We start from the raw sequence: 14,671 nt of genomic DNA, 5'->3' as shown, positions 1-14,671 counted from the left end.
GACTAACCTAGTCAAATGGGACATAAAAAAACACCCTTCAAGTGATACACTTAAACTAAGTGCTAATTTGGAGGGTATTTTTTATGAAAAAAAACAAATATTCAGCTGAAATAAAATGGGCGGTTGTGAAAGATAAATTAAGCGGGCAGTTTACCAATCAACAAATTATGGATAAATATCATATAAAGAATGTATCTCAGATTAAAACATGGATGAAGTGGTATCGAGAAAATCAGTTACATCGATTCGATCAGCCAATTGGAAAACAATATAGCTTTGGGCATGGACCTGACAATGTATCCAAAGAGGAAAAAGTGAATAGGCAGGTTGAACACCTTAAGATGGAGAATGAAATTCTAAAAAAGTATTTGGAGATCGTAGAGGAGTTGAAAAGGGAGTAGCCTTGTATTTGATCAAGAGACTACGGAAGAAATATACAATAACGTCTATCTTAAGTATTTTGCAGATCGCCAGATCGACCTATTATCGTTGGGTATCCGAAGGAATACGTAAAAAATCACAAGTCGAGAAGGCTGTTATTTCCTTATGTACCGAAACGTCGTTCCGGTACGGCCACCGTAAGATTCGAAAGCTACTTCAGCGTCAATATGATATCAAACGAAACCGAAATACTGTACAGCGCATCATGCAAAAATACCACCTTCAATGTCGTGTGAAGCGTAAAAGGAAATGGAAATCACAAGGGGAATCTGTCATCATTGCCCCAAATATATTAAATCGAAACTTCACTGCAATACACCCGAATTTAAAATGGGTAACAGATATTACTTATATTCAGTATGGACCGAGAACGCTCTACCTTTCGACCATTATGGATTTATACAACAACGAAGTTGTTGCCTATACCCTAGATGATCACCAACAGACATCACTCATATTGAACACATTGAGGGCAGCTTTAGAGAAAAGGAATTTGCCTAAAGGTGTACTTGTGCATTCAGATCAAGGAAGTGTATACAGTTCGTATGCATATCAAAAGGAGCTGGGGGCAAGGGACCTTACAAGCAGTATGTCTAGACGAGGTAACTGTTGGGATAACGCAGTGATTGAATCATTCCATTCCAGCTTAAAATCAGAGGAATTTATGTTTACAAAATTCAATTCTATATCAGAAAAAGATGTCAGGCAACGAATCGACCGTTACATCAAGTATTATAATGAAGAGCGTATCCAAGAAAAATTAGGCTACCACGCACCAAAATCATTTGGTAGCATGTCAGCCTAATAAGGGTGTTTTATTCGTGTCTCATTCTGCTATGTCAGTCTATCTTGCCGGGTTTTTTTTATTGTGAGAAAATATAATGAATATAAAGGAATACATACGCCATACTGACTCTATATCCTTTGTATGATGAAATTAGCAAATAAAGGGGGAAATATTTTGGGATTAACAACATTACAAGAGACGTGGGATTTAGATGCCTTTTTTAAAGGAGGCAGCTCTTCACCAGAATTTAAAACATACTTGCAACACATTCAGCAGCTATTAGATGAATTACGACAAAAGGTCGATGCCTTTTCAAAAGAAGATACACACATTGAAAATAGGTTAACGTCTGTCCTTGACACGTATGAAACCACATATAAAAAACTGTCTCAAGCAGGTTCATTTGTTTCCTGTCTTCAATCTCAAAATACAAAGGATATGAAGGCTGGCAGTCTTCGAGGTACGATTGCTAAACTGGAAGCTGATTTAGGTACCATTCTTGCGCTGTTTGATCAGGCGCTTGCTGCCATCTCTCCTGAAAAATGGGAGGATCTCATGAATTCAGAGACCTTTTCAGATGTTCGCTACATATTAAATGAACGCAGAGAGCGCGTGAAGGATCAATTGCCTGTTGAACAAGAAACATTGATTCAAAAGCTAGCCGTTGATGGCTACCATGCGTGGGATGAGCTTTATTCTAGCTTAGTGAATAAGATTACGATTCCGTTTGAACAACATGGTGAAACGCAGATGATCTCTGTCGGCCAAGCGGAAAATGCGATGGATGATTCAGACCGTGAAGTCAGAAAGGCTGTTTACCATAACCTAGAACATGCATGGACGCAGGACGAACATCTATTTGCAAGCACGCTCAATCATCTGGCAGGTTTTCGTTTGCAAGTATATGAAGCAAGAGGCTGGGATCATATCTTAAAAGAGCCGCTTGATATTTGCCGGATGAAACAAGAAACCCTTGATGCCATGTGGTCTGTGATTGATGAACATAAGCAGCCATTCATTGATTATTTACGTCGAAAGGCTGACATGCTTGGAGTGGATAAGCTAAGCTGGTTTGATGTTGGGGCTCCTATTGGCAGTGAGACCAAGATCTATCCGTATCAGGAAGCAGCTGCTTTTATTGTGAAGCATTTCGCTGGATTTGGAGAAGAGCTTGCTGCTTTTACAGAAAAGGCCTTTAATGAGCGCTGGGTAGAAGCTGAGGATCGCCCGAACAAACGAGTAGGCGGTTTTTGTACAAATTTCCCTGACAGCGGAGAGTCACGCATTTTTATGACCTTCTCAGGCAGTCCATCCAATGTGGCGACACTCGCGCATGAGCTTGGTCACTCGTTCCATCAGGAAGTGATGCAGGATGTTCGCATTCTTAATCGCAAATATGCGATGAATGTAGCTGAAACGGCGTCGACATTCGCAGAAATGATTGTGGCTGATGCTTCATTAAAAGAAGCGGCAAATGAAGAGGAGCGCCTCAGCTTGTTAGAGGATAAGCTGCAGCGAAGTGTAGCTTTTTTCATGAACATCCAATCTCGTTTCTTATTTGAACAGCGCTTTTATGAAGAGCGTAAACAAGGAGAAGTGCCGGCGGACCGGTTGAATGAGCTGATGGTAGAAGCGCAGAAAGAAGCCTTTGGCGACTCACTAGATGAATACCATCCGCATTTCTGGGCGTCTAAGCTGCATTTCCATATCACGGGTGTACCGTTTTATAATTTCCCGTACACATTCGGCTACATGTTCTCACTAGGAATTTATGCAAAGGCCTTGCAGGCTGGTACTTCGTTTGAAGAAAAGTACATTGCATTACTAAAGGATACAGCTTCAATGACAGTAGAAGATTTGGCCTATAAGCACTTAGGTGTCGACCTTACCCAAAAAGACTTTTGGGAGGAAGCCATTAGCCTCGCTGTAGCAGACGCTGAAGAGTTTTTAGAAGCGACGAAAAAGTGAAAATGAAAAGCTCCCATTACGGAAGCTTTAGATTGTTGACAAAGGGCTAAAATGATCTTTATTTTAGCCCTTTGTCTTCTTTCGGCGTGATAGCTAGAAAGGACGAGCACTGGCGCGGGGCGAATTTGACATTCGTGAGCACCAGCGCGCAGGACTGACAACGAATGCGAGGGTTTGTCTACACGCTGAACCTCCCATTACGGGAGCTTTTTTGCTGGTTTTAGCCATCTAAGCATCGTCTGAATGATATCCTTTTGCTGTGTGAGGGCTGGAATGTCCGCTGGCTGATCACCTTTTTGTTTACCATACAGGCCAAACTGAGCATGGTTCCCGCCTTTTATTTCATGATAAACGGTTTGAGACGGCAAATTTGTTTTCGATTGCTTGATTTTCTCTTGTGTCGCAAGTCCATCCTTTTCACCTGATATAGAGAGGACGTTCAAGGACGATGATTTCAGCTCATCTGATGCTGGATAAGACGCAAGGAAAAAAAGACCGTCGAGTTTGCGCTGATTTTTTTCTGCAAACATAGCGGCGGCTGTTCCGCCTAGTGAATGACCGCCAATATACCAATGTTTGATCGTTTGATGATCCTTCATGATATCTTGTGCTTTATTTGTATGAAAAATCGCAAACGAAAATGGCATGTCAGGGATAAAGACAGAGTAGCCTTTTTTCATCAATTCATTCCCGATATAGGCGTATGAAAGTGGTTCTACCTTTGCTCCTGGATAGAGAATGATGCCCGTATCGCTTTTTGTTGATGCAAATGTATAGACGTCGTTTTTATGTTCCACTTGCTCGATGTTCACTTGCTTTTTTAATGCGGCAGATGGTCCGTATGTAAAGCGGCTCCATGTATAGAAAGCACCAAAAGCCAAAATAATCAGTGCAAGTAATGTAATGCCTATGATCTTCAGTATTTTCTTCATCGCATGTCCCTTCTTTCTCTTGTACATATTAAATATACCATCATTTGCTCCTATGCCAAACGGCAAGCACGCTGATCCGTTTGTGTGATAAAGTATTAATCCATTAGCACTGCATTTGGCTGTTATTTACATTCGTAATAGGAGGGCTTAAAATAGGTGTGCATTCAGAAGTAACGGAGGAAGACAGACATGAAGCAGGGACATTCACAATTATGGATTGAAGCAAAAAATTACTTGTTCATTTTAATCGGATCAGCCATTGTGGCGATTGGATTTAATACGTTATTATTACCGAATCAGATTGCCGCAGGTGGTGTGAGCGGGATTAGTACGATTATGCAGTCATTCGGCTTTGAAGCGGCATATGTGCAGTGGGGGCTCAACATTCCGCTGTTTATCGCTGGCTTTTATTTATTAGGCGGTACATTTGGCGTGAAAACGCTCGTTGGCTCTATTTTCTTACCTTTGATGGTGTTTGTCACAAGACATATTGCACCTGTGACACATGAAGCGCTCTTAGCAGCCATTTTTGGCGGAGTGGTGATTGGGATCGGCATAGGGCTCGTGTTCCTTGGAAATGGATCAACAGGTGGAACGGCGCTCGCTGCCAAAATCATCAATAAATATACAGGACTCACGCTTGGCACCTGTTTAGCGATGATGGATGGCCTAATTGTCCTGGCTGCGATGACTGTTTTCGGGATTGAAGAGGGACTGTACGCTGTCATTGGTGTGTTTATTTCAAGTAAAACGATTGATGTCGTACAGGCCGGCTTCAGTCATTCGAAAATGGCGATGATCATTACAGGGCATGAGGATGAAGTCAGACAGGCAGTATTTGATCAAATTGACCGTGGTGTCACAAAAATCTCAGCAGTCGGAGGATATACCGACCATGACCGTCCAATTCTAATGTGTGTCGTTGGACAGTCACAATTCACAAAGTTGAAACAAGTGGTGAAAGCAATCGATGCATCAGCATTTGTCATCGTAATGGATGCAAAAGAGGTGCTTGGTGAGGGTTTTAAAAGGGCGTAAACAAGGATATAATAGCGTTGACCAAATGATTGTAAGGGAGGGAAATTGATGCAAAAGAGCGGATTAATGATGCTGTTTGCAGCGATGCTTCTTGTTCTTGCGGCTTGTGGAGGTAATTCAAGCAGCAGTGACAGTGACAAAGAAGGCAGCAAAAGTGCTTCAACTGTGAGCAGTGGTGAGGAAATTTATCAGCAAAACTGTATTGGCTGTCATGGGAAAGACCTATCTGGCGGAGGCGGACCAAGCCTGAAAGAAGTAGGGAAGAAATATAATGAAAGCCAAATTGCAGATATTGCACAGAATGGTAAAGGCTCTATGCCAAGCGGAATGGTAGATGAGAAGCAAGCAAAAGAAGTAGCAAAATGGCTTGCAGAGAAAAAATAAAACCTTTGTCTAATCGACAAGGTTTTTTTGTTTTTATATGTAGAAAAAGACTTTTGAATAGTATGGAAACGCATTATATTAAATTTTATTTAAAAAATAAGGGTAAAAAGGCACACTTTTCGGTTTTAAACGTTGTTTTTACCTTTTAACGATAAGTTTTGAAATATAAATGTAATACCATTGCGTCGATTCATGACGTATAATTGGAGTTGTTGAAATTTAGACGATTCATTTTTTTCATCTTTTTGGATGAAAAGGACATAAATTGCTTGTACGTATCGAAGGGTATGTGCGTGACCATACATAACGTTTTTTGACGATAAGTGTCAAAACATCATGATAAGCTGTTAGTCAGCAATAAGAAAAGATTAGGTGATTACATGATTGAAATGAAGGAAGTCTACAAGATCTATCCTAACGGTGTAAAGGCGATCAATGGAATCAATGTCTCTATCCACCCAGGAGAGTTTGTGTATGTTGTTGGTCCCAGTGGTGCTGGTAAATCCACTTTCATCAAAATGATGTATCGTGAAGAGAAGCCAACCAAAGGGAAAATCTTAATTAATAGCAGAGATTTAGCCTCAATTAAGGAAAAAGAAATTCCTTACGTAAGAAGAGAAATTGGCGTAGTGTTCCAAGATTTCAAACTACTTCCAACCCTCACGGTGTTTGAGAACGTGGCATTTGCTCTTGAAGTCATTGGGGAACAGCCTCATATCATTAAGAAAAAAGTGCTGGATGTACTTGATTTGGTACAGCTCAAGCACAAAGCACGACAATTTCCTGACCAGCTGTCTGGCGGTGAACAGCAGCGTGTATCTATCGCTCGTTCAATCGTGAATAGTCCTGAGGTTGTCATTGCAGATGAGCCGACAGGAAACCTTGATCCAGATACATCTTTGGAAATCATGAAGACACTCGAAGAGATTAATAACCGCGGAACAACAGTCGTCATGGCGACACACAACAAAGAAATTGTAAACAGCATGAAGAAACGCGTCATCGCAATCGAAGATGGAATGATTGTGCGTGACGAAGCAAGAGGGGAGTACGGCATTTATGATTAAAACTCTCTCGCGGCATTTACGTGAGAGCTTCCGTTCACTTGGAAGAAACACGTGGATGACATTTGCATCAATTAGTGCGGTCACTGTCACATTGATTTTAGTTGGGGTTTTTCTTGTGATTATGCTCAACTTGAACAACATGGCATCGAATGCTGAAAAAGAAGTAGAAGTAAAAGTGTTAATCGAATTAACGGCGAATCAAAAGCAGCAGGATGAATTAAAAGCAGAAATTGAGAAGATTCCTGAAATTAGTGATGTCAAGTACTCATCTAAAGATGACGAACTAAAAGCGCTGATTAAAAGCTTTGGTGAAAATGGACAATCCATGGGACTTGTTGATCAAGAAAACCCATTAAACGATGCGTTTATTGTGAAAACATCAGATCCACACGATACACCAAAAGTAGCGAAGAAATTAGAAAACCTAAAAGGTACGTATAAAGTAACCTACGGAAAAGAAGAAGTCAGCCGACTCTTTAATGTGGTTGGAGTGGCGCGAAATGTAGGGATTGCGCTCATCATTGGGCTTTTATTTACAGCTATGTTCTTGATCTCTAATACGATCAAAATTACGATTTTTGCTAGACGTAAAGAAATCGAGATTATGAAACTCGTAGGTGCAACGAACTGGTTTATCCGCTGGCCATTCTTCATTGAAGGATTACTGCTTGGTGTATTTGGTTCCATTATACCAATCGCTCTATTGCTTGGCACATATCAATATGCAGTGGGCTGGGTGGCACCAAGAGTACAAGGCTCATTTATTTCCATGCTTCCATATAACCCATTTGTCTTTCAAGTTTCACTGGTCCTTCTATTGATCGGTGCAATCATTGGTGTATGGGGCAGCTTGACATCCATTCGTAAATTCTTAAAAGTATAAATCTATTTTTGATGGCAGCACTCGAGAATTTGCTAGAAGATGTGACCGGTTGAACCGATTCATCCGGTCGACTCTTCATGCAGGCAGTTGTCATAGGAGGGGAATATCGTTTTGAAAAGAAAGCTGATGATGGCTGGAATGGCAGCGTTTATTGGAACAACGTGGCTATACATTCCAGGGAACGAGAATCGTGCATTCGCATATGAAGACCTAGATCAAAAACGTCAACAAATCGAAGAGAAAACATCAAAGACTGAATCAACTTTGAAGAAAAAGAAATCAGAGCTGGCTAAGCTTGAAAAGAAAGAATCCAAGCTCAAAAAAGAAATTGAAAAGATTGACCACAAGGTAAGTGCTGCAACTGAAAAAGTCGCTGAAAAAGAAAAAGAAGTCAAACAAACGAAGCAAGAGATCAAGAAACTAAAAAAAGACATTCAAGTCATCAATGATCGAATTGAAAAAAGAAAAGCTATATTCAAAGATCGAATTCGTTCGATGCAAAAAAGCGGCGGTACGATCAACTATTTAGATGTGCTGCTGGGTGCTCGCAGCTTTAGTGATTTTGTCGGTCGTGTTGGGGCTGTCACAACCATTGTCGAAGCAGACAAAGACATGATTACAGAACATGAAAATGATTTAAAGCTGGTGGAGCAAAAAGAAGCAGAGCTAAATAATCAGCTAAGTGGACTTGAAACATCTCTGAAAGAGCTAGAAGAGTTGAAAAAGGATTTGTCTAAACAGCAAAAAGAAAAAGAGAAAATCTTAGGGAATGTAACAGATAAAAAGAATCATACTCATGATGAATTAGGCAAACTTGAAAATGAACAAGAAATTTTAGCGAACCAAAAAGCGGCTGTGAAGTCTGAGGAAGCACGCCGCCAAAAGGAAGAAGCAAAGAAAGCGGAACAAGCAGCTGCTGAAAAAAGTGCACCTACACCTCAAAGTGGCGGTTCAGATCAAGTATCTGATACACCAGCAAGCAGCTCAGGCTTTATTAAACCAGCTGCTGGTCGATTCTCATCTGGCTTTGGCGGACGTTCTGGCGGAAACCACTACGGTTTAGATATTGCAGCAAAAGGCACAGTATCTGTCGTCGCAGCTGCATCTGGAACAGTCACGAACTCAAGCTACTCATCGAGCTACGGGAATGTAATATTCATTACGCATAATATCAATGGACAGACTTATCAAACGGTATATGCCCACCTGTCTACAAGAAGTGTGTCCACAGGGCAGAGAGTCGAGCAAGGACAATTCCTAGGATACATGGGGAATACAGGCCAGTCACATGGTCAGCATCTCCATTTTGAAATTCACAAAGGATTATGGAATGGCGCAAAATCAAATGCAGTCAATCCAGCGCAATATATTCGCTAATCAAAAAGCCGATAACATCACGTTATCGGCTTTTCTTATTCTAAATAAAATTAAAATAACAGCAGTAAACCGGCAATAATAGGTGTTAACAGTACAGCCGATTTCAATAAAAGCTTCGGTGCAAGGCGTGTGAATTTTGCGCCAATATATGCGCCTAATACTGTTCCGATTAAAATTTGAATCAGCAAGATAAAATCAACATAGCCCTCTGTAATATATCCAATTCCACCACCGATGGAAATCGGAATAATGACAAGCATTGTCGTGCCAACTGCCTGTCGAATGGAAAGTCTCAGTAAAATCAAAAGTCCTACTTGGATAAATGGTGCGGACCCGATACCAAACATACCTGACAGCAATCCGGATACAAGTCCTAAAATAATACCCCTTATGAGCAGTTGATGTGAAGAAAGCGGCTGCTGCTCAGCTTCTTCCTTCAGAACAAATAATTTGATCATCATAAACACAGCGGATAAAAAGAGCATGCCAGCTGTTAAATAGTGCAGATTTCCTTCTGGGATAAAAGGAGCAATCTTAGCTCCCGCAAAGGAAGCAAAACAAGCCAAAGCTCCGACGATCAAACCAGATTTCAGCTGAATATTCCCTTCCCGGTAATGGCTGTATGCACCTGATAACGTCGTAAATGCCATTGCGGCTAAAGATGTCCCAAGTGCGGTATGGATAGGGATATCAAAAATTAACGTAAGCAATGCGATAACAAAACCAGCACCGCCTGCACCTACAAATCCTAATAAAATTCCTAATAATAGCATCGTCAATATAATATACATAGCGAAGACTCCTTCTCGATCATAACAAAATAAAAATTACACCTAATAAAATAATTAGTCAAGCCTTCGCGACAGAATGTCTTTACATGAAATCCCTTCTTCTGGCATATAATAACTCAGGTCATCAGGAAGAGTTGAAGAAGGAGGCCAAATATGAAAAAACAAATCGCATCTATTATGGCAAGTGTCGTTCTATTAATCAGTGCAGGGGTGATGACGCATAAAGAGGGAACTCATGCAGAGTCACCGCAAGCAGCTGCTGCAATGGCTGGACAAGCTCAATCAAGTGATAAGGCGAAAGAGAATGGTATGGAGAAAATTGAGAAAGCCTATGACCTTATTTCGAATGAATATGTAGAGGAAGTGGATCGCCAAAAGCTGCTTGAAGGCGCCATTCAAGGAATGCTTTCAACTTTAAATGATCCGTATTCAGTATACATGGACAAGCAAACCGCCAAGCAATTTTCTGATTCGCTTGATTCTTCTTTTGAGGGAATTGGGGCAGAAGTGGGGATGGATGAAGGAAAAATCATTATCGTCTCTGCCTTTAAAAAATCCCCTGCAGCAAAAGCAGGTCTAAAGCCGAAAGATGAAATCATCAGCATTGATGGTGAGTCGATGAAAGAAAAAAGCTTAAACGATGCTGTACTGAAAATAAGAGGGAAAAAAGGAACATCCGTCGCTCTGAAAATCAGACGAAATGGGATTGGAAAAGAGTTAACATTCCATATCAAACGAGAAGAAATCCCACTTGAAACCGTGACTTCCTCTATGAAAGAGGTGAATGGTCATAAAACAGGTTATATCGCGATCTCAAGCTTTTCAGAAGATACTGCGAAGGATTTCACATCAAGCCTGAAACAGCTCGAGAAAAAGGGCATAGAAGGTCTTGTGCTTGATGTAAGAGGAAACCCTGGCGGCTATCTGCAAAGTGTAGAAGACATTTTGAAACACTTTATTACAAAGGATCAGCCTTATATTCAAATTGCAGAACGGAACGGCGACAGGAAACGCTATTTTTCAAAGCGGAAAGAACAGAAGCCTTACCCAGTTAATGTTTTAATTGATAAAGGCAGTGCATCCGCTTCTGAAATACTTGCTGGTGCTATGAAAGAAGCCGGAAAATATGAAGTCGTCGGTGATGTCTCCTTTGGTAAAGGCACTGTGCAGCAGGCGGTTCCAATGGGTGACGGCAGTAACATTAAATTAACATTGTATAAATGGCTCACGCCAAAAGGGAATTGGATTCACAAAAAAGGTGTCGTACCAACGATTGCGATTCATCAGCCAGATTACTTTACTGTAGGACCGCTTCAGCTGAAAGAACCACTTCAGCTTGATATGAACAATGAAGAAGTGAGACAAGCACAGACGCTATTAAAGGGATTGTCATTCGACCCCGGCAGAGTAGACGGCTACTTTGATGAAGAAACGAAAAAGGCGGTATTAGCCTTCCAAAGCACATACAATCTCGATAAATCAGGTGTAATTGATCTGAAGACAGCGAAAATGATGAACAAAATGGTGGATGAAGTGAAATCCTATGAAAAAAATGATCTTCAACTGCAGACTGCACTAAAAGCACTATATCTTAAAAAATAAAGAGGCGAATAAATGCCTCTTTTTTTTGGTTCATAAGTGTCACAAACATGTAATAGTTTATTCTTAAAAATAAATTATATCGAGAAATATATTCATTTATTTTACAAAAAACATAACATTCCTTCGATTTTACCCGATAACTTATTTATATAAGAGACTTTCTGTTGATTTAAACATGTCATGAAAATGAAACTTTTGAAAGTTGTATGTTACATAAATAATTCTTACAATATAAAGTAGCACTCATTTTAAATATTTTATTTTTTGCGGATATTCAGCTTGAGCATTAAGCTGTACCGAGGTTTGCGCTTTTCTTAAAAGAACTAGTAAATGGGGGTACACAATTGAAAAGGGCAAGTATTGTGAGAGAGAAAAAATATTACGAGTTGGTAGAGGAGCTTAAGAGTCGTTCGAAAGATGTGACGTTTTCCGCTACAAAGGCATTAAGTCTGCTCATGCTGTTAAGCAGGTACTTGGTCAATTACACAACGGTAGAATCAGTCGACGAAATCGATGAAGACTGTGCTGAGATATACTTCAATTATTTAATGGATAATCATAAGAGACTTGGTATAAACTTAACCGACATCAAGAGGTCGATGCAGCTGCTCGGCGGCATACTAGATGTAGATGTCAATCACTACTTAAAAGATTTTTCACTGTCGAATGTCACACTTTGGATGAATCAGGAGAAATAAACCTGGTGTCAAGCATCGATTTATTTGATAGAATAAGAGAAAATGCTTGACTTGGGCGGTGAACGATAATGAGCTCGGAGTGGATGGGAGCTGGATTAAAAGCGGTCGGTCTGTTTTTAATCCACCCTCTTTTTTATTTCATGATATTAATCAGCCTGTTACATGGCTACATCCGCGTAAAGCGGGAGAGAAAAGCGTTTCAAACAAGAATAGAAGATGTATACGATGAACTTAAATTTACATATTCAAAAGGATGGATTCTAGGAATTTGCCTATCCGTCATTTCAGTAGGCTTAGGGATTGCCCTCCCACCTGGATTCATCGTGCTGATTGCAGCGATGACCATCGTTTGCTCTTTATTCTTTAAGGCGAGTGCGCTTTCGTCTGCATACACACTCGGTTTCAGTTTTATTGCGGCACTAGGACTCATGTATTTCCAAGTGAGTCATTCATGGCTGCCGCAGCTCTCAATGATGAATGCATCAGCCGTTGTTATTCTGCTAGGTCTTTTATTAATGACCGAGGGGATTCTAGCCTATCGAACGGCGCATTTACGAACATCGCCTGCAATGGTGATGAGTGCGAGAGGACTTTTGATTGGCCAGCAGCGGGCAAACCGTCTGTGGCTTTTACCGCTTGTTTTGCTGATGCCGGCAGGTGAATTTACTTCTTCTCTGCCATGGTGGCCGGTGCTTCAAGTACACGATCAAAGCTTTTCATTTATTTTGATTCCATACATCATCGGTTTCGGGCAGCGGATTCAAGGATCGCTGCCAATTGTGAGCATTCAAATTACGGCACGGCGTATTCTCATACTTGGACTCGCTGTTGCTTTACTAGGTGCTGCAAGTATTTGGTTTACGCCGATTGCATGGGCAGCTGTATTAATAGCGATTGCCGGAAGAGCTTTCCTTTCATGGAAACAGAGAGTCAACGACAATGCGGCTCCATTCTACTTCTCTAAGCGTAATCAAGGGCTAATGGTGCTGGGAATCATTCCGAATACACCTGCAACTGATTTAAAGCTTGAGATCGGAGAAGTCATTACAAAGGTGAATGGAATTGAAGTCAAAACCGTTTCGGAATTTTACGAAGCCCTTCAAACCAATCGTGCTCTGACAAAGCTTGAGATCATTGGCTTGAATGGTCAGACAAGGTTTGAGAAACGCGCTTCTTACGAAGGGGAGCATCATCAGCTTGGCATCCTGTTTGTGAAGGATGATCCACAGCAAGAATCAACGGCGATTTCATCATAAAAAAAAGCTGCTAGAGATGGCAGCTTTTTTCTTTTGGGCGCGCTTCTTTTCCATAGGATTCGCCCCATTCACGCATAGCGAAGATGATAGGCTTTAACGTATCTCCTAGAGAAGTGAGTGAATATTCGACACGAGGAGGGACCTCCTCATAGACTTCTCTGTGAACAACGCCGTCTTGTTCTAGCTCGCGCAATTGCAGCGTAAGAACACGCTGAGAAATTCTTGGCAGAAGCCGGCGTAATTCGTTGTATCGTTTTGGACCGCAAGTCAAATGATAAAGGATCACTCCTTTCCATTTTCCACCTATTACACTCGAGGTGGTTGAAACGGGACAGCCATGATTGACAATACTGACTGGATTGGATGGTGCACTCATTTTTACACTCCTTTCTAAGACGAAATGGGTGATAAACGAACATGATTGTAACTAACGAACAAAAATGTGCGTACTTGAATCAAAGGAAACTTTTCTTTTAACATAGAGGTATCACATCACACATTCGGGCTGTTTGTTTTCTTATCATAACAATTTCTATATGGGAATGGAAAGAAATTGGATTGATGAAACACACCCTAATCGTTCACTAGAAAGGATGAATACCATGAGAGACAAAGAGCAATTAAAAAAAGAAATCATAGAGGCGTTTGAATTCCGTCATGCGACAAAAGAGTTTGATCCGGCGAAAAAGATTCCAGAAGATGATTTTTCGTTCATTTTAGAAACAGGAAGACTTTCCCCAAGCTCTGTCGGATTTGAGCCTTGGAAGTTCCTCGTCGTTCAAAATGAAGCATTTAGAGAGAAATTAAAAGAATATACATGGGGTGCGCAAAAGCAGCTTCCAACTGCCAGCCATTTTGTGATCATTTTGGCAAGAACAGACGCCCGGTATGATTCACCATATGCAGAATACATCAACAAGGAAATCAAGGGAATGACAGACGAAACGTTTGAGATGGTAAAAGAACGCTACAAACAATTCCAAGAGAATGATCTTCATTTGATGGAAACTGACCGTACGCTCTTCGATTGGGCTTCCAAACAAACGTATATTGCCCTTGGAAATATGATGACAGCCGCGGCACAAATCGGCATTGATTCATGCCCTGTTGAGGGATTCAGCTACGATGAAATTCATCGTATGCTTGAGGAAGAAGGATTACTTGAAGATGGTCAGTACGACATCTCTGTCATGGCTGCCTTTGGGTATCGAGTCATTGAGCCAAAGCGCGGCAAAACGCGTCGTCCAATGGATGAAGTAGCCGTTTGGATTCGTTAAAAGAAAATGTCTGAAAAAGGCTGTTGACAATTGCGTGGTTAGTCAGTATATTTAAAAAATAAAATCTTTTATAAATAGACAAATTGACTATAAAACGCTTTGACTTGAGAATAGTAAATGAATATCCGTTTTCTAAGAGAGCTGCGGGTTGGTGCAACGCAGTAAAACGG

14 protein-coding genes and 1 other annotated feature (1 of these 15 only partly in view) are annotated in these 14,671 nt (G+C 40.9%); of the genes, 11 read left to right on the top strand and 3 right to left on the bottom strand.

Features of this window, described 5'->3' with window-relative positions:
• Positions 1–83 precede the first annotated feature (83 nt).
• Positions 84–1,246, top strand: a protein-coding gene (locus tag MHI33_RS18910) for an IS3 family transposase (protein ID WP_340910509.1) whose coding sequence is annotated in 2 segments (ribosomal slippage) — positions 84–360 and positions 360–1,246 — 1,164 coding nt in all. Because the reading frame shifts where the segments join, the coding sequence is not laid out codon by codon here.
• Positions 1,247–1,402: 156 nt separating this feature from the next.
• Positions 1,403–3,196: a M3 family oligoendopeptidase gene (locus MHI33_RS18905; RefSeq protein ID WP_340913135.1), complete on the top strand. Its 1,794-nt coding sequence runs from the start codon at positions 1,403–1,405 to the stop codon at positions 3,194–3,196.
• A gap of 197 nt (positions 3,197–3,393) precedes the next feature.
• On the opposite strand, the gene MHI33_RS18900 is transcribed toward MHI33_RS18905, so the two are convergent.
• Entirely contained in the window at positions 3,394–4,128 is a 735-nt protein-coding gene (locus MHI33_RS18900) for an alpha/beta family hydrolase (RefSeq protein WP_065097937.1), read from the bottom strand.
• A gap of 189 nt (positions 4,129–4,317) precedes the next feature.
• Between MHI33_RS18900 and MHI33_RS18895 the strand changes: the two genes are divergently transcribed.
• From MHI33_RS18895 to MHI33_RS18875, 5 genes are all read left to right on the top strand, one after another.
• Positions 4,318–5,166, top strand: coding sequence for a YitT family protein (locus MHI33_RS18895; RefSeq protein WP_003212797.1), 849 nt, complete (start codon positions 4,318–4,320; stop codon positions 5,164–5,166).
• A 48-nt stretch (positions 5,167–5,214) separates the two neighbouring features.
• Positions 5,215–5,550: a cytochrome c551 gene (gene cccB / locus MHI33_RS18890; RefSeq protein ID WP_044139349.1), complete on the top strand. Its 336-nt coding sequence runs from the start codon at positions 5,215–5,217 to the stop codon at positions 5,548–5,550.
• Between the two features lie 380 nt (positions 5,551–5,930).
• Positions 5,931–6,617: a cell division ATP-binding protein FtsE gene (ftsE, locus tag MHI33_RS18885; protein WP_034660129.1), complete on the top strand. Its 687-nt coding sequence runs from the start codon at positions 5,931–5,933 to the stop codon at positions 6,615–6,617.
• Positions 6,610–7,500 (top strand): permease-like cell division protein FtsX, encoded by an 891-nt coding sequence (ftsX, locus tag MHI33_RS18880; RefSeq protein ID WP_044139350.1) that lies wholly within the window; start codon positions 6,610–6,612, stop codon positions 7,498–7,500. The genes ftsE and ftsX overlap by 8 nt, the downstream gene beginning before the upstream one ends.
• Positions 7,501–7,611: 111 nt before the next feature.
• A complete protein-coding gene (locus MHI33_RS18875; protein WP_340913130.1) occupies positions 7,612–8,877 on the top strand; it encodes a murein hydrolase activator EnvC family protein in 1,266 nt (421 codons plus the stop codon).
• A gap of 50 nt (positions 8,878–8,927) precedes the next feature.
• Here MHI33_RS18875 and MHI33_RS18870 read toward each other — a convergent pair whose 3' ends face one another.
• The gene (locus MHI33_RS18870; RefSeq protein ID WP_044139352.1) at positions 8,928–9,668 is read right to left on the bottom strand and encodes a sulfite exporter TauE/SafE family protein; all 741 of its coding nucleotides are present in this window, start codon (positions 9,666–9,668) and stop codon (positions 8,928–8,930) included.
• A 153-nt stretch (positions 9,669–9,821) separates the two neighbouring features.
• On the opposite strand from MHI33_RS18870, the gene ctpB reads away from it, so the two are divergent.
• The 3 genes from ctpB (at position 9,822) to MHI33_RS18855 (ending at position 13,224) form a co-directional block, all read left to right on the top strand.
• Entirely contained in the window at positions 9,822–11,270 is a 1,449-nt protein-coding gene (ctpB, locus tag MHI33_RS18865; protein WP_106067773.1) for a carboxy-terminal processing protease CtpB, read from the top strand.
• Between the two features lie 344 nt (positions 11,271–11,614).
• Positions 11,615–11,968 (top strand): swarming motility protein SwrAA, encoded by a 354-nt coding sequence (locus MHI33_RS18860; RefSeq protein ID WP_003212923.1) that lies wholly within the window; start codon positions 11,615–11,617, stop codon positions 11,966–11,968.
• 68 nt (positions 11,969–12,036) lie between these two features.
• The gene (locus MHI33_RS18855; protein WP_217012115.1) at positions 12,037–13,224 is read left to right on the top strand and encodes a PDZ domain-containing protein; all 1,188 of its coding nucleotides are present in this window, start codon (positions 12,037–12,039) and stop codon (positions 13,222–13,224) included.
• A gap of 10 nt (positions 13,225–13,234) precedes the next feature.
• On the opposite strand, the gene MHI33_RS18850 is transcribed toward MHI33_RS18855, so the two are convergent.
• On the bottom strand, positions 13,235–13,600 hold the full coding sequence (locus tag MHI33_RS18850) for a winged helix-turn-helix transcriptional regulator (RefSeq protein WP_003213136.1): 366 nt from the start codon (positions 13,598–13,600) through the stop codon (positions 13,235–13,237).
• Between the two features lie 226 nt (positions 13,601–13,826).
• On the opposite strand from MHI33_RS18850, the gene MHI33_RS18845 reads away from it, so the two are divergent.
• Positions 13,827–14,501 (top strand): NAD(P)H-dependent oxidoreductase, encoded by a 675-nt coding sequence (locus MHI33_RS18845; RefSeq protein WP_065097944.1) that lies wholly within the window; start codon positions 13,827–13,829, stop codon positions 14,499–14,501.
• Positions 14,502–14,591: 90 nt separating this feature from the next.
• Positions 14,592–14,671 (top strand) — a binding site (T-box leader) (it continues 145 nt past the right edge of the window).

The sequence above is a fragment of the Bacillus sp. FSL K6-2971 genome (assembly GCF_038006405.1).
In the GTDB taxonomy this organism is placed as follows: Bacteria; Bacillota; Bacilli; order Bacillales; family Bacillaceae; genus Bacillus; species Bacillus pumilus.
The sequence above is the reverse complement of the archived record's forward strand: the minus strand, read 5'-3'. Positions and strand labels throughout refer to the sequence as shown.